Source organism: Pseudoalteromonas sp. M58 (genome assembly GCF_042604605.1).
GTDB classification, from domain to species: domain Bacteria; phylum Pseudomonadota; class Gammaproteobacteria; order Enterobacterales; family Alteromonadaceae; genus Pseudoalteromonas; species Pseudoalteromonas tetraodonis.
This window is the reverse complement of record NZ_CP152391.1, coordinates 144,941-163,766: the sequence shown is the minus strand read 5'-3', so window position 1 is coordinate 163,766 and position 18,826 is coordinate 144,941. Positions and strand designations below refer to the sequence as shown.

The window sequence follows — 18,826 nt, the reverse complement described above, 5'->3', positions numbered from 1 at the left end:
TTCCTTTCTAGAGCGTTTCTTTGATTCGATCGTTATATGCTTTTAAAAAATCATCAGACATAGCCATAGCGCCTTTCGCGTTAACTTCCTGAGAAATATCATCATATAAACTTTGATATAACTTCCAGCATTTAGACTCTATTTGGCCTGGAATAATTTTTAACACGTTAGAATTATCGTTTGCCTGTTGATTAATTTGCACGGGAGAAACTTGCGATAACATCCCTTTGAGCACGCCATCTGCACCAGCGAGCAGTGCTTGCTCGTGCTTGCGTGTATCTACAAAGCTTTCTTTAATAGATTCATTCGAAGACAGAAAGCTTGCACTATTTTTTATGAACAAGTTCTGAATAACATCATCAATATTGGCAGAAAACTTCAATGGGTTGTTCTGTTCGGTCTGAAACATTGTATGGTTCAGTCTTAATTTGTTCTTTACAATCGCACGTTGGCGTAAAGATTCCATAAGCTCTGTCAGTAATAAACTTAAGCCCTGCCCCATCTCAAACCACAGTTTTTCATTATCTAGAGCACTTTTAAGCTCATCCTTAATCCCCAATCCGTTTAAAAAGGCATCACAAAACACTTTATCATTTTGAGCAAAGCTTTTTACAGGCGCTGTTTGTTTTACAGCTTGCTGCTCAGCATTATAACGTTTAGTCGGCGCACTTTCTTTTATTGGAGCTGGAGTGTCAACTGGCGCTGAAGAATTCACTTCGTCATTACCAAGATCAAACTCATCGGTATTCATAAGGCGAGTTAGTTCATCCCAATCTTCTGGAATATGATTATCCGCTGTTGCTTGTTGTGAAATTACAGATACCGCAGGCATAGACTCATTCATAATTGAATCATTGAATAACGGCGCAGACTCTGCAGTTTGACTACTATGTGAAGCAAATGTACTTACTTGTTGAGAACTGTTTGAAGTAATAGGATTACTAATATCTGCGTGTGGCTCATCAGCTAAACTAACATCAACCTGAAAATCACCAATAGTTAAGACATCACTATCTGACAAACGTTGTTTATTACCTTGGCCTAAAGGCGCCACTGCAAAATTAATAAACAAGCCATTGGTTGAATTATCGTATATGTAAAAAGAATCGCCTTCTTTTTCAATTTTACCGTGCTTACTTGAGATAATTTTTTCAGGATCGGGGAGATGCCAATCGCATCCCTCAGAACGACCAAAAGTGAGTGAATCTTTTACAGTTTTGGTAGCTTCGATTTCCGGCGAAAGTCTGTGATAACTAGTGATGTTTAGTATCAGTTCCATTTGATAAGTCTGTCCCTATAGCATTATTGTGAACAGGATAAAGTAGAAGCGAAACTATTGTCAACATTGAAATTAACACAGAGAAATGTCGCATTGTAGATTTTGTCTCTAAAACAATACGCCCTATATACTCATCGACGGCGTTTGTTACTTTTCTTTTTAATGCTTTTTAACTAGGCCAAAAATAAACACTTTAGAGACATCTTCTGGCTTTAAACCGACTTTTTCAATTCACTATAAAGCGAGTTCACCGGCAACAATATGCTATTCAGGCATTGCTATAATTGTATATTTTTGTAAAATACATGCTTATATCAGAGGGAAAATTGATAGGTAAGTAGAGATTATTTACCTTTGTAATTATTTAACTAAACACAATAAAAGGATTTTTTAATGAGCAATATTAATGATAACAACGATAAAACTCAGATTGCTTCTCTAGACTCCAGCACAAAAAAAACATCAAGCATCCATAAACAAAACCTCCTCGGCAAAAAGATATCCGATCGCTACCTAATTGAAGAGCTCATCGGGCAAGGTGGAATGTGTTATATATATCGTGCGCGAGATACCTTTTTAGAAAACAGCGGTCGCTCTGAAGCATCGGTCGCTATAAAAGTGCTCCAAGAAGAGTTTTCCAACTCTGAAGAAGCTATTTCATTATTGAAAGATGAAACAGCAAAAACACAACAACTTGCTCACCCTAGTATTGTAAAAGTGTACTCAGCAGACTCTGATGGCGATTTATATTATGTCACTATGGAGCTCATTGAGGGAGAAACTCTAGAACAAATTATTAAGCGAAATAAACCATCAGGTTTAGCGTTTAAAAAAGCGAAAATTATTTTAGAGCAATTAACTGACGCCCTTATATATGCCCACTCACGTGGCGTAATACATAATGATCTTAAGCCTTCGAATATTATTTTTGACTCTAATGGTAACCTCAAAGTGCTTGATTTTGGTATTGCTAAACACAAAAGTTTGGACGACCAATATGCTGTTAAAAACGAAAGTGAGTTTGCAACCATTGGTGGTTATACTCCAACGTATGCTAGCCCTGAGCAGCTAAAAGGCGGCGAAGCATCCATTAAAGATGATGTATTTTCATTTGCCTGTATTGCTTATGAGCTTCTGAGCAGTAAGCACCCATTTAACCGCATTGCTGCAGATAAAGTCCCTAAAAATACTACTGTAAAAAAACCAAGTAATTGCCCTCTCCTTTTATGGAAAAATTTACATAAAGCATTATCTTTAAGCGCCAGCCAAAGACTCGATTCACTAGAACAAATTTCAAAAACGCTAAAAGTGAACTTAAAACCCGCTATTTTTGCCAGTGTGGCTAGTGTGGCAATTATTGCCTTAATCACTCAAAATTATTTTTCAAGCTCAGATAATACCAAGCAATTACAGGCACAACTTGATAACGCCAAGGCAATCAACCAACAAGTGGAAGCATGGATGTCTTGGCAAGGCCCTACTATTTTAAACAAACTAGAACAAATTCCGCCACAGTATGAGGTGCTTAAACAAGGATTACTCAGATCAAATCAGCAAAGTATATTAGATAGCTTTAATGATGAAGCAAGCCAGTTTAATAATATTGCGGGCCGTAAATTTAAAGATTTTGATAAAATAATAGCGGTCTATTCTAATGCACTGAACTACTATCCCGATTCAGAAAAACTTTCGATGCAATTAGAAAGTGTATTGAGGGAGCGCCAATCAATTATTTTTGATATTACCGCGAGAATAGATTTATTACTCGAACAATCACGCTACAACGAAGACCAGCCCAATAGTATTGCTCATCTCGTTAAAGATCTAAAAGAAGTAGATAAAACTTACCGTTATCAACCAACAGACCTGCATCTTGATAACTTTACTGTTGCGTTAAACACAGCCATAGAAAGCGATGATGTCATCTCACAAAAAGTACTTTTAAATGTGGGTAAAATTGTATTTTCAAATAACAAAAAAGCAGAAGAGCTTCTTGCTAATTTAATGAAGCGTGAGTCTGCAATTAATGCACTGACCGCATACCAACAAAAGATTAATTTAGGCGAACAAGCTGAGTTTCCTCGTGCCGATGCGGTCGTTTTTTATGGTCCAAAGTTTCAACGCTTTTCTGCACAATTAGAAACTATTGAAGATCATAAAGCTTTAATGGAATTTGAAGAGTTTATTAAATCCGAATCGACAGCACTACCCAACGATTTTTCTCTTTTGGTATCGCTTAGAAAAGAATTATCGAGACGTTACATTAGTACAGCGAACGATTTAATGAAAAAAAGAATGTATAAAGCAGCTGAGCGTTTGGTTGAAAAAAGTGAGGCCATCACGCAATCGTTAGACAATATGCTTTAAACAACTCTTATTTATTGCTCAAAAATAACACAGATATAATTGAATATAGATTAGTTAGCTATTAGACTAACCCAAAATATACACAATAAAGTCAAGGACGACGAGTGCATTTTCATCATCATACACTCCGCCAAGATTTTAAAATATATAGACTTTTTATAATTAATGGAGTACCTATGAAAAATTTAAGCTTATTAGCTGCAGCCGTTATACTTACGGGTTGTTCGACAACTTCTAGTGTAAACAAAACAGAGGAAGTAGTTATTGAGCCAACGCCTCAAGTTAGCGAAGAGAATGCGCCAATATCACTGACTGTTATTACTAACCCTGCTGACTCTAGAGTACGTATTATGAATATAGTGCCTGTATATCAAGACGCTATTGAACTAGATGCAGGTAAATATGATATCGAAGTAAGTAAAGCAGGTTATGTGACTTATAGGAAATGGGTAACGGTTGACAAAAAAACCATCTTAACTATTGAGCTAGATGAAAAACAGCTAAGCCAGTCTGCGCAATAAGCGAATGATCAATTTAAAATGCCTTTATTACGCTCAATAAAGGCATTTTAAATACGGTAATAGGCAAACCACGCATAACTAATTACACTAATATTAACTACAATACATACCCATAGCACTGCAATAAAAACTCTTTTTTGTGACTTATGCCGTAAACTTTGCTGCGCTATAAGTGCACCGGGCCATCCTCCAAATAAAGCCAATAGATGTAAGTGTCGTTCAGGTATACGACTGACTTTTTTATGGTTTGATTGTACCGCTTTTCGCTTATCCCATGCGTAATATATATATGTAATACAGCTGATCAAAGAAACATATATGGGTAAGTACATTTCAACTTCATTATTTAAGTAAGCTAACCAAAATAAGGCTATAAACAAGCTGGAAAATATAATTAAGCTACTTTTTATCAAAAAATAATCGCCTATAATGAAGATAATTAAAAGAAACACCAAGGTTAAATTATGACATATTTAAAGGCTTCGATGCTGCTGTTTTCACTATGTATATTCAGTATTCAAGCAAATAATAAAACGGATTTACTAGAGCCTGAGCTTGCGGTATTCACTCCTTACTTAGGTACTTGGCAAGCTGATTTTCATATAGATAAAAACCCGCTTCCAACCCAAGATGTGACCAAATGGGAGCGCACCTTAAATGGTAAAGCCATTCGCACTACGCATTCTATAAATGAAGGTGAGTATGGGGGCGAATCAATGATTTTCTATGATCGCAAAAAACAGTCATTAGTATTTTATTATTTTACTACGGCTGGCTTTTATACCAAAGGAGTCATGAAAGTGTTGAGCCCAACACAATTTGTTGCTTATGAAGACGTCACTGGCAGCCAAGAGGGCATCACTAAAGTTAAATCAACTAGTGAATTCAAAGATGAGCAATTTGTTGTTTCCACCAGTTATTTAAAAAAAGGTGAATGGACTAAGCCGCAAATTCGCACCTACCATCGCAGCAATAAAGAAGTAAAGTTTAAATAAGTTTTACTTATTGCCTTGTATTACCTAAAAACGTATTAGTTCTTTAAAAAACAGTGTTCTAGCCATTAATAATTACGATTTTGAACTAGAACACTGATCTTAAGTTACTTTATAAATTTTTTAAACGCATTATCAACAGGCGTATCTGCAAGATGGTTGGTGTAATTACTCATCACCTTTTGCGCAAGACCCAACACAATTTCAAGAAGCTGTTGTTTTGTATACCCTGCTGCAAAAAACTTTTCCTGCTGTGACTGACTTAACACACCACGTTCTCGTGTCATTTCAAGCGTTGTCTCACGAAGTGTCTCAAGTTTAGGATCAGCAAGCGGGGTTTTATTGACTAATGCATCCACAATATTCTCATCAACTTTCATGGCAGCCGCTATACCACTGTGTGCTGGCACACAATAATGGCACACGTGCTCAACATTAATTGATTGCCAAACAACCGTTAACTCTTGTGCATTAAACGATGTTTTTTGAAATAACTCATGCAGTACTTGATAACCCTTTAGCAATGTTGGTGCCTCAGCCATCACAGCATGAAGATTAGGCAACATTCCAAAAGCGGCGACAGAGTCTGTTAATAAAGGTTTTGCCTCTGCTGATGCATTTTCTTGCGTGTATAAGGTAAATTCAGCCATAGTTTGCTCCTATATAATAAATAGTATTAAGTCGTGTTGAGAAACATATTATTTGATTTTGAGCGGTCGCTCAAGTTAAAATTGAACAGTCGCTCAAATTAATAGAAACTATTATGGCCAATAAAATTAAATTTGAACGTGAACATGTTGTTCGCGTGGCAAGTCAGCTGTTCTGGGAGAAAGGCTTTCATGCTACTTCTACCCGCGATTTACAGGAAGCTATAAATATGCGACCAGGAAGTATTTACTCTGCATTTGGCTCTAAAGAAGGGTTATACAGTGAATCTTTAAAAGACTACACCGTACAGATGAAAAGCCAAATTGAGGGCTTTATAGCAAACTCTGATTCGATTTTAGGTGGTTTGCGGGCATTTGTTGAAAATGTAATTATTAAAACCAAGGACTGCAGTCCAAGTGCTATTTGTATGTTAGTAAAAGCAAATACCGAATTTGCTGAAAAAGACACGGCTTTAAGTGAGTTAAGCGCAGGCTTACTGACTAAATTTGAATCTTATTTAACCACATTGTTTACCCGCGCTATTGAAAATGGTGAGCTAAGCGGTGATTTAACTGCAACTGCATACGCACAATTTTTCCAAGTGCAATTTACAGGATTACGAGGTTACTTTAATCGCCCTGCAGTCGAGCATTTGGCGATGCCGATGATCAACCAAATGTTTGTACTAATCAAAAAACTGTAATCCTATTGGGTGGCTTGTCTTTGCGCTTAAATAAACTCTTTTTATATTCAGTTTGATTACTCAGCGATAAAAAAGCGGCTAATCTGTATTAAATTAGCCGCTTGTTTAACTCTAAATAAAAAATTTACGTTTTCAACTTATTCAGCTCAGCGTCTTGCTGTGCAACCAACTTATTGAGTTCTTGGCTGCTATCGCCTGCCTGAGCAGATAAATCAGAGAGCTGAGATGCCGCATCAGAAATAATAGTTAAATTACGATTTATTTCTTCAGTGACCAAACTTTGCTCTTCAGCTGCGGTTGCAATATGGGTGATTTGGTTAGTTATTTCATCCACTTTTACAACAACACTGTGCAGTGCATCAAAGGCAGTAGAAGTTTCATCAACTGCATTTTCAGCACGTACAACGCCTTTTTCGATGACAGTTGAGGCATTTCCTACTTCTGATAACAAGCTATCAATTAGGCTGCTAATATCGTCGGTGGATGAGCGAGTTTTAGACGCTAAAGCCCTAACTTCATCCGCAACAACAGCAAAACCTCGGCCATGTTCACCGGCACGTGCAGCCTCAATGGCGGCATTCAATGCCAGTAAATTTGTTTGCTCAGAAATAGTTCGGATCACATCCAAAATTTGCGTAATATCATTACTACGTGAGGCCACTTTTTCGACTGCTTGGTTGGCTTCTTTGATTTCCTCAGACATTGTTTTAACTTGGGTCATCGCAGAAGATAAACTCGACTCGCTGCTAACCACTAAGGTATTGATTTCATCAGCTTGTTGCGCAGATTGCTCAGAAGCTTTTGCCACTTCAAGTGCTGTCGCGCTCATTTCGTTCATTGCCGTCACAACACTTTCAATTTCTTTAAACTGTGCCTGAACATTATGCTTGGTTTCTACGGCAATATTTGAGGTAACTTCGCCTTGATGCTTGGTTTGATCCGAGACCGCTTTTAGCTCACTAATAAGTTCACGCAGTTTTGATAAAAACTTATTAAATCCTCCGGCCAAAGCTATAAGCTCAGCATGCGTATCAACATGTAGTGTTTGTGTTAAATCACCTTCAGAGCTGGCTAGGTTATCTACACGTTCTTGTATTTGTTTAAGTGGCGCTACAACACTGCCTACTACAAGCTTCATTACTATAAATGCCAATACCGCAATCACAGTCCCCGTGATCAAAATAATCACACCCAGCTCTTTTGCAGCCTCAGACATCCCAGCAGTTAATTGAATAGGTCCTTCAAAGGCAAGTTCAGCGGGTACTTCAATTAGCAGCATCCATTTCACATCAGCAAGCTTAATTTCAATCGGGTAAGACACCATTATTTCAGCGCCTTGTTTGTTTGTTCCTTTGGTGCCTTTTAGAGCTTTATAACTCTCATAACTTTTAGCGCTAACCGCTTCTTTTAGCGGGCGACCTAGTTTTTCTTTGTAGTGGCTCGTACCGACAATTAAACCTAAATGACTAAGTAACGTTACTTTTGCTTTACCATCGTAAAGCGCTTTTGAAAGCTCTTCTGTCAATTTTTGAAATACAGGTAGTGTAATATCCGCGCCTGTTACCCCTACAAACTGGCCTGATTTAATAATAGGTACCACTAAAGAGGTCATCATTTCAGAATAACCCGGTGTTATTTCATAGAGGTAGGGTTCCATAATGCAGGGTTTTAATTTGTCTTTTGCACATAAGTACCATTCGGCTTCACGTAAACCGAATTCATTAATTTTATCAACATATTTTTCTGAGGCATCTTCTACTACTTGTTGTTCAACAACGCCGTTCGAACTTCTCGTTAGATAAACCTCTAGTGTGCCAGCTCCAGCAACTGAATGATCGTACCCTTGGGTAAAATCACTATCTTTGCCATCAAAGCCATTTTTTTCAAACTGTGAGTAAATACTAGAAATAACATCATTGCTTTCTAATATTGAGCGATTTAGTAGAACAACAGACTCTCTGTTTATGGATGTTTTATCGGCGTCTTCTAAAATACTGCCAAGAGAGTATGGGATCCGATAAGCTTCATTGATAAATGCCGCAATTTTCTCACCATATGCTGCTGCATTTGCGGTTAAGCGACCATCTACTTCACTGACAATTAATGCTTCTGCCTCTGAAGAGGTTTGTGCATTACTTGATGATAATTTAGACCACAATATTCCTGAAAATAGTACAACCGTTAAAAGTATACTTCCAACACTTATCCACAATAACTTTTTTGCTAACGCTATTTCCCGCATTAAAATTACCTTACCTTACATATGTATTTTTTAGTTTAGACCAATTAAAAGAACATACTATAAAATATTTCAGAAATACCGTTTAGTGACTTATTTTAGTATTTAGTGTTCGGCTAACTTTGTTTAGTTAACCGTTGAGTGAGTAAACAAACGAGCAAAAGTAAGCTAGCGCTTACCCACAAACAGGCCTGCAGTCCATATACTTTATACATAAAACCAGAAAGTACTGTCCCGACCAGTCTTCCTGCAGCGTTAGCCATGTAATAAAAACCTACATCCAGAGAAACACCATCACTTTTAGCAAGGCTAACAATTAAATAACTGTGTAATGATGAGTTAATAGCAAATGCAGCACCAAAAATAAATAACCCAACAATTAGCGTAGTGTTTACAGCTATATTCAACTGCATCAAACAAGCTAATAACAAGGTGACACACGCCAATACTCCCCCCCAGTAATACGCTTTCTTTATCGCATCATTACTGACAAGTGACTTGCCTGTAATTTTTGGTGCTTGAGATTGCACTACCCCATAAGCAATCACCCATAGTGCCATAAAACCACTAACCCACCAGTGTGGCCAATTAAATTGCGAGGCTAAATAAACAGGCAGTGCAACAACAAACCATACATCACGAGCAGCAAATAAACAAAACCGAGCGGCACTGAGTAAATTAATTGCCCTAGACTTAGAAAATAACGCTTTAAATTTTGGTTTATTTTTAGCTTTGCCTATATCACCCTCTAAATACACTAAGCTAATGATCCAAGCGATAGTTAAAAGCATAATTAAAGCAACTAACGCTCCAACAAATCCTTGTAAAGTAAGTAATAGCCCCCCTAAAAAGAAGCCAACTCCTTTTAATGCATTTTTAGAGCCCGTTAATATAGCAATCCATTTGTATAATTGGCTTTGCTGATTGTCACCTTCGGGAACTAAATATTTAATCGCACTTTTAGCGCTCATTTTATTGAGATCTTTGGCAACCCCACTTAAGGCTTGCGCTAACATTACATAACTTACCGATAACCAATCGCTTGGTGCACACAACATAGCTAAAGCCACAACTTGCAACCCTAATCCTATGTTCATGGTTTTATTTAAACCTAAATGCGCACCTAACCAACCGCCAATTAAGTTAGTAATGACCCCAAATAACTCATAAAACACAAACAGCATGGCAATCGCGAGCGCGCCATACCCTAACTGATGAAAATACAGCACCACCAGCATGCGAAGTGCGCCATCTGTTAGTGTAAAAGCCCAGTAATTACCCGTAATAATGCCATACTGTTTTAAAGCCGATGGTAAATTGGCGATTTGCGAAAACATCTTCAATATCCTGAACTAGTTTACTAAATCACTTTGTCCTACTTTGAGCATCAGCTCAGCAGTCCGGTTGGCATAACCCCATTCATTGTCATACCAAGCATAGAGTTTAAGTTGAGTGTGGTTTATAACCATTGTCGAAAGCGCATCTATAATTGTGCTACGAGGGTCTGTTTTGTAATCAATAGATACCAATGGCTTTTCTTCATAGCCTAAAATGCCTTTTAGCTCGTTATTAGCCGCTTGCTTAAACCATCCATTCACTTCTTGTTCGGTTACACCACGCTCTAGTTCAAACACGCAATCAGTAATTGATGCATTGGTTAGGGGGACTCGAACTGCATGGCCGTTTAATTTTCCTTTGAGCTCAGGGAATATCTGCGTAATAGCCGTTGCACTGCCGGTAGTGGTAGGAATTAAACTTGTTCCGCATGAGCGCGCGCGACGTAAATCTTTATGAGGTGCATCTATAATGGTTTGGGTGTTGGTAATGTCATGAATCGTTGTTATGGATCCATGCTTAATTCCTACTTTTTCTTGCAATACTTTTACCACAGGCGCTAAACAATTTGTTGTGCATGAAGCCGCGGTAACAATTTTATGTAACTGCGGATTATAAAGATGATCGTTCACCCCTATTACCACATTTAAAACACTTTCTTCTTTAACTGGGGCAGTAACAACCACACGCTTTACACCTTGCGCTAAATAAGCGTTAAGTAATTCTGTTGTTTTCATTTTACCGCTGGCTTCAATCACCACATCACATTGTGACCAGTCAGTCTCTGCAATCGATTTATTATTTGTTACTTTAACCGTATGCTTTGCTACAGAAAAACTATTATCATCGGCTTGCACCTCATATTTTAGGCGCCCGTGAACCGAGTCAAATTCTAATAAATGGGCATGTGTTTTCGCATCAGCAGCCACATCATTAACATGTACAAATTCAACCTCAGGCCAATCAATTGCCGCTCGTAAGGTTAAACGTCCGATTCGTCCAAAACCATTTATGCCTACTTTAATCGTCATTATAAAATTCCTTTAGTTAGTCACAGCATTTTAAAATTCGCTCAGGACGCTTGCCCATCACATTTAAACGCTGTAATTGATGCTCATAAAATGTAGGGGTGGCATGTAATGTTTTTGTAATTACATCTTTCGCCCAATCAGGTAGTGATTTATTTAAGCTATAGAACACCCATTGATTTTGCTTACGATCAGCAAGCAAACCGCATTGACGTAATACAGCTAAATGCCGTGAAATTTTAGGCTGGCTTACATCAAGTGCCGCCACTAATTCACATACACATAACTCATCTTCATGCGCAATAAGCAGTATTGTCTTTAAGCGGGTGTCGTCAGCGATACATTTAAAAAAATGCAGAGGATTTAGTTGATTCATACAGTGTAGTCTTGTTTTGCATACAACAACAATATATGAAAAGAAAGACATATGGAATAGTGAATATATGAAATTTCATATATTCAGGTAAAGTTATCTATTTTCCGCGTCAACTCAAGTTTGGCTTTTAGAGGTGTGCCCAATAAAAAACACGCAATGATCACTCATGGCGTGTTTTTATAAACAATATAAAGAGGTTAATTAAATAACCGACAGCTCTACTTCAATATTGCCACGAGTTGCATTTGAATATGGACATACTTGATGTGCTTTCTCTACCAAGGCTTGTGCCGCTGCTTTGTCCATATCACCTAGTGATACAGCCAATTTTACAGCAATACCAAAACCGGCATCAATCGCACCAATAGACACTTCAGAGTTAATGTAAGTATCACTTGGTAACGCAATTTTTTCGCTACCCGCTACAAACTTAAGTGCACCAATAAAACAGGCAGCATAACCTGCTGCAAATAATTGCTCTGGATTAGTGCCTTGTCCATCGTCACCACCTAACCCTTTAGGTGTTGATAAGTTAACATTTAAACGACCATCATCCGATTTAGCAACGCCTTCACGTCCGCCTGTTGCCGTTGCTTTTGCTGTATAAGCTACATTTTGTAATACATTCATAGTGAACTCCTAAGGTTAAAATTTCTAAGTTAATTAGTTTGCATGCAAAATAATAGATCAACTAAATTCCGATTGCAAATACTTTGCATGCAAACTAAAATACTCTGTATTGAAATGAAGGATAAAGCGATGTCGTTTGAACAGTTAAAATTAAAAAATCAGTTATGCCATCGTTTATATATGGCGTCCAACAGCATAGCCCGTGCCTATCGAGAACCTCTAGCTGAGCTTAACCTTACCTATCCTCAGTATGTTGTTATGATGGCGCTGTGGGAACAAGATGAAGTAACCATCGCTGAGCTAATAGATAAAACCGCAATTGATGGTGGCGCGCTTACTCAAATATTAAAAAAAATGACCGACAAGTCATTACTTAACGTTATAAAAGACGAACACGATAAGCGTAAGCGTTTGGTGCAACTGACTCACACGGGCCACTCTTTAAAACTTGAAGCTGCCGACATCCCAAAAAGGATTTTTTGCAAATTTGACAGTATCGACACAACCCAAGCACAACAATTAATGCAGTTACTCGACTTAGTGGTCAATGATCTGACCGACTAAAAACCCAGCTTTACCCAGCTATAACTTAACAAACAAGGCGTTAATTAATGACTCATTTAAAAAAACGACTTATTGCTATTACTTACAGCATTACATTACTGGTAAGTAATGGAGCACTTGCCAATAATAGTGAATTAACCACTGTTGCGACATTTGATGCACAACACCCGCCTGGCAACATAGCCATTACGCCATCTGGCCGTAAGTTCTTATCTATACATGGTTTTTATGGGCAAAATCAAAAAATCATGGAGCTATTAAGTGATGGCACCACTAAACCCTACCCTAATGAGCAATGGGCTTACGCATATAACAAAGGTAAGGGCTTTTACGGGGTACTCGGTGTTAATGTATCAAGTGACGGCATACTATGGATGCTTGATACCTCAGGGCCCGATCATGCGGGGCGATTAGTTGGTTGGGATACCAACCAAGAGCAACTGCATAAAATTATTTACCTAGCCAAGCCAACAATTACCGATACCTCGTTTTTAAACGATTTAGTCATCGATAATAAACACGGCGTTATTTACATTGCCGATACAGCACAAGGCACTCAGGCTGCGATTATTATAGTAAACCTAAAAACCGGTGAAGCGCGAAGAGTATTACAAGATAGCCAATACACCACCGCCGAAAATATTGATATGGTTATTAATGGCCGAACAATGCGCCTGGGCGGACAACCTGCGCGTTTAGGTGTTAACCCAATTACGCTTGATCCTAACGAAGACTGGCTTTACTTTGGGTCAATGTCGGGGACTTCGGTTTATCGTATTGCCACCAGCGCAATTAACAACGAGCAGCTTTCAGCAAAAGCGCTAGAAGCTAAAGTAATGCGCTACGGCACTAAACCCATTTCCGACGGCATTACGGTGGATGGGGGCGGTAACGTCTATGTGACCGATATAACCAATGGTGCAATTGGCGTCGTAAAACCAAATGGCGACTATGAAGTGTTATTTAAAGATGATCGCCTAAGCTGGCCAGATGGCTTTAGTTATGGTGCAGATCATAAAATATATTTTACAGTAAACGATTTGCACAACTCGCCAGTTTTAAGCAATGATAAAACTCAAAACCCTAATAAGTTTAAAGTGATGTCGTTTACGCCCCTTGTAAAAGGTAAAGTAGGTCGTTAATAACCTAACGCAATTACCCTAGCCCTGTCATGTAATGCAGGGCTTTATAACATCACACCAAAAAAGTGCATATTTTATAATTACTCCCCCAATTTGGTGCCTCAGCCAAACTAGCAATTAATCGAATAATACTAAATATCTGATTTATATTCATAAAATATTCAATAAACAATTGGCATACTTCTTCCTTATATTTAATTGTCATTAGTTACACCAAGGAAAAAAATTATGTCTAATTTATACAACACTCTTTATTTTTTATGGCGCTTAGATATCACAGTGTGGCAAGTTAATGAGCCAACAAATACGCATACCACCAGTGAGAAAGAGCGTATCTACTCGCGTTAAAAACTATTTTTGAACAGACTTTGCAAGCTAAGTCATAGCGTTGTATTGTAAAAGACTATTTAATTGGTTAGTGGAACGTGTATGCATGCTTTAGAAGTTAATTTTGACGGCTTAGTCGGCCCTACTCACAACTACGCAGGTTTGTCGTATGGCAATGTTGCCTCGTTAAATAACGCGGCGAGCTTTTCAAATCCGCAAGAAGCAGTATTGCAGGGCTTGGCTAAAATGAAAGCCATGCGCGATAAAGGCTTAACCCAAGGGGTATTTGCGCCTCATGCTCGCCCAGATTTAAATGTATTGCGGCGTTTAGGGTTTACTGGCAACGATGCACAAGTCATTAATAAAGCCTTTAAAGCCGATCCTATTTTATTGCGCGCTTGTTACTCTGCCTCAGCCATGTGGACCGCTAATGCAGCCACCGTATCGCCTTCACCTGATACTAACGACGGCAAAGTACACTTCACTGCGGCTAATCTAAATAATAAATTTCATCGCTCTTTAGAGCCAAACACCACTACACGTTTGCTCAAAGCGATGTTTAATAACGAACAATACTTTGCACACCATTCACATTTGCCTGAGCAAGGTTTTTTTGGTGATGAAGGCGCAGCAAACCATACTCGCCTGTGCGACAGCCATGGTGAAACCGGGCTAGAATTATTTGTATTTGGTGCAAGTGCCTTTAACAGTCAGCTTGTTAAACCCGTTAAGTTCCCTGCAAGGCAAACCTTGGAAGCGTCTGAAGCCATTTGTCGATTGCACAATATAAAAGATACCAGCCAAATACTATTACAACAAAACCCTGATGTGATTGACCAAGGGGTGTTCCATAATGATGTAATCGCGGTGGGTAACGCTAATGTTTTATTATGCCATCAGCAGGCGTTTTTAAATCAAACGCAAGCATTAGACGATATCCGCGAAGCCTATGTAGGTAACAAACAGCTTTATATTATTGAAGTGCCAACCAGCAAAGTGAGTATTCAAGATGCCGTTAGTAGCTATTTATTTAATAGCCAACTGGTTAGCCTTAGTGACGATAAAATGTTGCTCGTTGCCCCACAAGAATGCCAGCGTAATCCTGCTGTAAAAGCGTATATTGAAGAAATGATTATTGACGATAACCCCATAAATCAAGTGCAGTTTTTTGATTTACGCCAAAGCATGCAAAATGGCGGCGGACCTGCTTGTTTGCGTTTACGCGTGGCGCTTAATAGCCAAGAATTAGCAGCGGTAAATCCTGAGGTTATTTTAGATGAGCAAAAGTACACCCAATTATGTGATTGGGCTACGCGCCATTACCGCGATAAACTCGGTGCTAACGATTTTGCCGATCCAGCGTTATTAACCGAAAGTTATCAAGCGCTTGATGAGTTAACCCAGTTACTTAGCCTAGGATCGGTATACCCATTTCAACTAGAAGCTTAATTGCTTTCGGCTACTAGGGTTTGAAACATACGTTCAAACCCTTATCGCTAATCTCTCTAAATTCAATTAAGGTTAAGTTTATATAATTATACTTATAGCTTAACTATTCAAAAAAATATGATTCTATCTATTAGGGTAATGAATTACTCCTGATAGCATGCTTAAACGACATTACTGTCACTCAATTAACCCTAACTAACTCATTTAATTGAGTCTATACACTCAAGCTTGGCAGAATTCCAAAAAAGGAGACAAACCATGGCAACACATAAAGTAATTTTAATTACCGGCGCATCGAGCGGCATTGGCGAGGCAACCGCTAAAACATTGGTTAATAATGGCCACAAAGTGATCTTAACCGCGCGCAGCGAAGATAAACTCAATAAACTAGTTGACGAGTTAGGCCATGAAAATGCATTTAGCGTTTCAGCCGATGCCACTGAATTTAATGAACTTGAGAATGTAGTGAGTAAAGGCGTTGAAAAATTTGGCCGATTAGACGCAGCATTCGCTAACGCCGGCATGGGTGTGTCATCACCTGGTACAGAGAATGGCGATCCTAAAGAGTGGTCAGCCATGGTTGACCTTAATATTAAAGCACTACTGTGGACCGCCAAACTCACTTTGCCTCATTTACGTGAAAACCAAGGGCATTTTATTTTAACCAGCTCTGCAGCAGGGCGAAGACCCATTGATGGCTCTATTTATGGTGCCACTAAATGGTTTGCTCATGGCTTTGGTCAAAACCTTGCAGAGGAAATGAAACCTTGGCATGGCCGTTGTACCACTATTGCACCAGGCATGGTGAACACGCCTTTTTTTGATGAAGCAAAACCAGATAAGCTCGACCCTCAAGACGTGGCCGATGCGGTATTATTTGCCATTGAAGCTAGTCAGCGTAATAGCGTACGCGAAATCTATTTAATGCCCACCAACTAATAATAAAATATAAAGGCCAATATTTATTGGCCTTTGCTTTAAAAGTGCTTACCTGTGCTTTATTCAAATCACTATCTATTCAATCAATAAAAAATCACTTATTGAATCGCCACTTACCATGCTAAATCACAACTTTATGTCTACTATATAAATAAAGTAATTCAATAACTGGACCCATTTAATGGCCCCCAATAAAACTAATAATATGCCGACTCATCAATATGTTACTAATGACCCGTTGCACCAGCTTTTTGATGCTGTCGATTCTATTTCAGTACAAGGTTACGATGAGCAACGACGTGTTATTTATTGGAATAAAGGCAGCGAATTACTTTATGGGTATTCACACCAAGAAGCCATTGGCAAAAAACTCGAAGATTTAATTATACCCGCACCAATGCGAGAGCCCGTTATTGAGGCACATAGAAATTGGATTAAGCATAATATTGAAATTCCCGCCTCAGAACTCACTCTTAAACATAAAGAAGGTAATGATGTAGCCGTATTTTCAAGCCATGTTATGTTTACCAATCAGTACAATACCAAACAAATGTACTGTATTGATATTGATCTGTCTGAGGTTCACAAAGCACAAGCAGAAGCCGTATTTAATGCCACCATGCTCAAAACTTTATTTGAGGCAATTCCTGATTTATTTTTTGTACTAGAACAAAATGGCACTATTACTGACTACCATGCAAATAATGAAAACGATTTATATATTTCACCTAACCAGTTTATTGGCAAAAAAATGGAGGATGTATTACCTGAAAAAGTAGCGCAAAAGTTTCAGGTTCATATAGAAAAAACGATAACACAAGACAGTATGGTCAGTTTTGAATACGAATTAAGCATGCCTGAAGGCGTAATTTATTACGAAGCGAGATTGCGTTTACTGCCCAAAAAAAACCAAATTATGGTGATTATTCGTGATATTAGCGAACCACACCGCTCCGCTGAACTAATTCGCCATCAGGCCCACTTTGACAGTTTAACCGATTTACCTAATCGCTTTTTATCCCTAGACCGCTTATCACAAATATTACTGGAAGTACAAAAGAGCCACGAAAAAGCCGCGGTGTTCTTTTTAGATCTTGATGACTTTAAAAAAGTGAATGACTCTTTAGGCCATGAAGTCGGTGATGAACTATTAATTGCGGCAGCAGCAAGATTACAGCAAACACTTAAAAAAAGTGACACAATAGGCCGATTGGGCGGCGATGAGTTTATTGTTTTAATATCCAATTTAAATGATGAAAACGATGCTTTAGCGATTGCTGAGCGGTTACTTCAAGCATTTAGGAAACCCTTTAAACTTGTAGGTAGAGACTTAATACTGACATTAAGTATTGGGATTGCTATTTCCCCTAAGGATGGCACCTGCGCCTCGGTGTTGTTACGAAATGCCGACACCGCTATGTACCAAGCAAAAACCATGGGGCGAAACACATCCTCTTTTTTCACCCCACAAATGAACGTCGCCATGCGCCGCCGCTTTGAAATAGAAGAGCAAATGCATGGTGCACTGGAGCGAAACGAATTTGAGCTTTATTACCAACCACAAATAGATGTAAAAACAAACACCATCGTTGGCGCTGAAGCCTTGCTTCGTTGGCATAATATAGTGTTAGGGGAAATCACACCAGATGAGTTTATCCCAATTGCAGAGCAAACCGGCTTAATTACGCCTATTGGTGTATTTGTTCTTCAACAAGCCTTACGCTTTTTAAATGAATGGCAATCAATTAACAAGCAAAACTATACCATGGCGATTAATTTATCACCGCGCCAATTCAGAGACCCTGAACTGGTCAATATAATTAAACACACTCTGCATAAAAATAGTATTAATAATGAATGTTTAGAGCTGGAAATTACCGAAGGGGTGCTGATGAATAGCCAAGCGTCAATTCATGATGCCTTATTGCAAATTGATGAGCTGGGCATAAAACTGTCAATGGACGACTTTGGCACCGGCTATTCATCATTAAGTTACTTACGAGAATACCCTTTTGATGTGCTAAAAATTGACCGCAGCTTTATTACTGGCATAACAGATAACAAGGCAGACTGTAATTTAGTGAAAGCGGCCATAGCTATGTCGCACAGCCTAGAAATAAAAGTAGTGGCTGAGGGGGTAGAAACCAAAGAGCAGCTAGATTTACTCAACGAGCTAAACTGCGATATTGCTCAAGGATTTTATTTAAGTAAGCCCTTGCCGGCCGCCAAGCTGCTCAATTTTTCATTGCGTTACTTAAAAGCACTTTAGTTAAAAAGTGCTTTTATA

The 18,826-nt window shown here is 38.6% G+C and carries 17 protein-coding genes; 9 read left to right on the top strand and 8 right to left on the bottom strand.

What is annotated here, in order from left to right:
• Window positions 1-7 precede the first annotated feature (7 nt).
• Window positions 8-1,279, bottom strand: a complete 1,272-nt coding sequence (gene tagH / locus AAGD16_RS16065; RefSeq protein ID WP_377115070.1) for a type VI secretion system-associated FHA domain protein TagH — start codon at window positions 1,277-1,279, stop codon at window positions 8-10.
• A gap of 393 nt (window positions 1,280-1,672) precedes the next feature.
• On the opposite strand from tagH, the gene AAGD16_RS16060 reads away from it, so the two are divergent.
• Both AAGD16_RS16060 and AAGD16_RS16055 read left to right on the top strand, forming a co-directional pair.
• Window positions 1,673-3,646: a serine/threonine-protein kinase gene (locus tag AAGD16_RS16060; protein WP_058155785.1), complete on the top strand. Its 1,974-nt coding sequence runs from the start codon at window positions 1,673-1,675 to the stop codon at window positions 3,644-3,646.
• Window positions 3,647-3,822: 176 nt separating this feature from the next.
• Window positions 3,823-4,167, top strand: a complete 345-nt coding sequence (locus tag AAGD16_RS16055; protein WP_028834242.1) for a PEGA domain-containing protein — start codon at window positions 3,823-3,825, stop codon at window positions 4,165-4,167.
• A gap of 47 nt (window positions 4,168-4,214) precedes the next feature.
• Here the strand turns inward: AAGD16_RS16055 and AAGD16_RS16050 are convergent, their stop codons facing one another.
• Window positions 4,215-4,580 carry a DUF1294 domain-containing protein gene (locus AAGD16_RS16050; protein ID WP_013462955.1) on the bottom strand — a complete coding sequence of 122 codons (366 nt, stop codon included), beginning with the start codon at window positions 4,578-4,580 and terminating at the stop codon, window positions 4,215-4,217.
• A gap of 51 nt (window positions 4,581-4,631) precedes the next feature.
• On the opposite strand from AAGD16_RS16050, the gene AAGD16_RS16045 reads away from it, so the two are divergent.
• Window positions 4,632-5,162: a hypothetical protein gene (locus AAGD16_RS16045; protein ID WP_013462954.1), complete on the top strand. Its 531-nt coding sequence runs from the start codon at window positions 4,632-4,634 to the stop codon at window positions 5,160-5,162.
• A 104-nt stretch (window positions 5,163-5,266) separates the two neighbouring features.
• On the opposite strand, the gene AAGD16_RS16040 is transcribed toward AAGD16_RS16045, so the two are convergent.
• Window positions 5,267-5,809: a carboxymuconolactone decarboxylase family protein gene (locus AAGD16_RS16040; RefSeq protein WP_377115064.1), complete on the bottom strand. Its 543-nt coding sequence runs from the start codon at window positions 5,807-5,809 to the stop codon at window positions 5,267-5,269.
• A gap of 113 nt (window positions 5,810-5,922) precedes the next feature.
• Between AAGD16_RS16040 and AAGD16_RS16035 the strand changes: the two genes are divergently transcribed.
• On the top strand, window positions 5,923-6,510 hold the full coding sequence (locus AAGD16_RS16035; RefSeq protein ID WP_013462952.1) for a TetR/AcrR family transcriptional regulator: 588 nt from the start codon (window positions 5,923-5,925) through the stop codon (window positions 6,508-6,510).
• Window positions 6,511-6,634: 124 nt separating this feature from the next.
• Here AAGD16_RS16035 and AAGD16_RS16030 read toward each other — a convergent pair whose 3' ends face one another.
• The 5 genes from AAGD16_RS16030 to AAGD16_RS16010 all read right to left on the bottom strand — a co-directional run bounded on the left by AAGD16_RS16030 (window position 6,635) and on the right by AAGD16_RS16010 (window position 12,118).
• A complete protein-coding gene (locus AAGD16_RS16030) occupies window positions 6,635-8,752 on the bottom strand; it encodes a methyl-accepting chemotaxis protein (protein WP_033102988.1) in 2,118 nt (705 codons plus the stop codon).
• A 113-nt stretch (window positions 8,753-8,865) separates the two neighbouring features.
• The gene (gene arsJ / locus AAGD16_RS16025) at window positions 8,866-10,086 is read right to left on the bottom strand and encodes an organoarsenical effux MFS transporter ArsJ (protein ID WP_377115059.1); all 1,221 of its coding nucleotides are present in this window, start codon (window positions 10,084-10,086) and stop codon (window positions 8,866-8,868) included.
• A 15-nt stretch (window positions 10,087-10,101) separates the two neighbouring features.
• A complete protein-coding gene (locus AAGD16_RS16020; RefSeq protein ID WP_013462949.1) occupies window positions 10,102-11,115 on the bottom strand; it encodes an ArsJ-associated glyceraldehyde-3-phosphate dehydrogenase in 1,014 nt (337 codons plus the stop codon).
• A 16-nt stretch (window positions 11,116-11,131) separates the two neighbouring features.
• Window positions 11,132-11,488, bottom strand: a complete 357-nt coding sequence (locus AAGD16_RS16015) for a metalloregulator ArsR/SmtB family transcription factor (RefSeq protein WP_013462948.1) — start codon at window positions 11,486-11,488, stop codon at window positions 11,132-11,134.
• Window positions 11,489-11,689: 201 nt separating this feature from the next.
• Window positions 11,690-12,118 (bottom strand): organic hydroperoxide resistance protein, encoded by a 429-nt coding sequence (locus AAGD16_RS16010; RefSeq protein ID WP_013462947.1) that lies wholly within the window; start codon window positions 12,116-12,118, stop codon window positions 11,690-11,692.
• Window positions 12,119-12,247: 129 nt separating this feature from the next.
• Between AAGD16_RS16010 and AAGD16_RS16005 the strand changes: the two genes are divergently transcribed.
• The 5 genes from AAGD16_RS16005 (at window position 12,248) to AAGD16_RS15985 (ending at window position 18,808) form a co-directional block, all read left to right on the top strand.
• Complete coding sequence (locus AAGD16_RS16005) at window positions 12,248-12,682, top strand: MarR family winged helix-turn-helix transcriptional regulator (RefSeq protein ID WP_024602753.1); 435 nt, start codon at window positions 12,248-12,250, stop codon at window positions 12,680-12,682.
• 47 nt (window positions 12,683-12,729) lie between these two features.
• A complete protein-coding gene (locus AAGD16_RS16000) occupies window positions 12,730-13,824 on the top strand; it encodes an L-dopachrome tautomerase-related protein (protein ID WP_036955246.1) in 1,095 nt (364 codons plus the stop codon).
• Between the two features lie 429 nt (window positions 13,825-14,253).
• Window positions 14,254-15,600: an N-succinylarginine dihydrolase gene (gene astB / locus AAGD16_RS15995; protein ID WP_036955249.1), complete on the top strand. Its 1,347-nt coding sequence runs from the start codon at window positions 14,254-14,256 to the stop codon at window positions 15,598-15,600.
• A gap of 258 nt (window positions 15,601-15,858) precedes the next feature.
• The gene (locus tag AAGD16_RS15990) at window positions 15,859-16,539 is read left to right on the top strand and encodes an SDR family oxidoreductase (protein ID WP_377115052.1); all 681 of its coding nucleotides are present in this window, start codon (window positions 15,859-15,861) and stop codon (window positions 16,537-16,539) included.
• A 181-nt stretch (window positions 16,540-16,720) separates the two neighbouring features.
• Entirely contained in the window at window positions 16,721-18,808 is a 2,088-nt protein-coding gene (locus AAGD16_RS15985) for an EAL domain-containing protein (RefSeq protein WP_377115049.1), read from the top strand.
• Window positions 18,809-18,826 lie beyond the last annotated feature (18 nt).